Source organism: Vibrio sp. 1078-1 (assembly GCF_033340475.1).
In genome coordinates, this window is the sequence record NZ_JAWOWM010000559.1 from 1 (window position 1) to 607 (window position 607).

Sequence of the window (607 nt, forward strand, 5' to 3'; positions counted from 1 at the left end):
TCACTCATCACGGCTTGTCATCGAGATTACCGAGGGCATTCAGGATGCCTCTCTCGCATTGAGATGGGAGGCTCTTACCGAAATAGGGGTTGAGCTGGCGCTGGATGACTATGGAGACAAAAACTCTTCGCTGGAGCGCCTGAGTCGTTATGACTGGCACTATTGCAAGTTTGACGCGAGAAGACTGCGGTCGCTTGAAGACTACTCGGCCATCCTCCACTGCCGCCGAAAAGGCATACAGCTCATTGCTGAGCAGGTGGAGAGCTTCCCATTGGGGGAGAGCGCCAAATTACTTGGACTGTCATGGCAACAAGGTTTCTATCACGGGAAGCCTGCTGTCATGGAGAAACACTTGAATTACGTAAAGGCCTTACCATGATGCAAAAAATTCTACGGATCATGGCCGTTAGCGCGGTCTTTTGGGTTGGTTCGGTATCGGCTGACCCTGGGTGCCAGAATGCGGAAGTGATCGGCGGAAAACTGATTACTGACATCTGCTGGAGCTGTCTTTTCCCTATCAAAGTAGCAGGGGTTCCTATAAGTGGTGGAGGCGGATCATTCCCGAGTGAAGCCGTAAGCAACCCTCTGTGTATGTGCGAGGATAATC

2 protein-coding genes are annotated in these 607 nt (G+C 51.7%); both read left to right on the forward strand.

Features of this window, described 5'->3' with window-relative positions; translation table 11 throughout:
• A partial coding sequence (locus tag R7190_RS28775; protein WP_318138050.1) for an EAL domain-containing protein occupies positions 1 to 379 on the forward strand: 379 nt, incomplete at its 5' end.
• Positions 376 to 607 (forward strand): TraU family protein (locus tag R7190_RS28780; protein ID WP_318138051.1); only part of this gene is annotated, 232 nt, incomplete at its 3' end. The genes R7190_RS28775 and R7190_RS28780, both read left to right, overlap by 4 nt.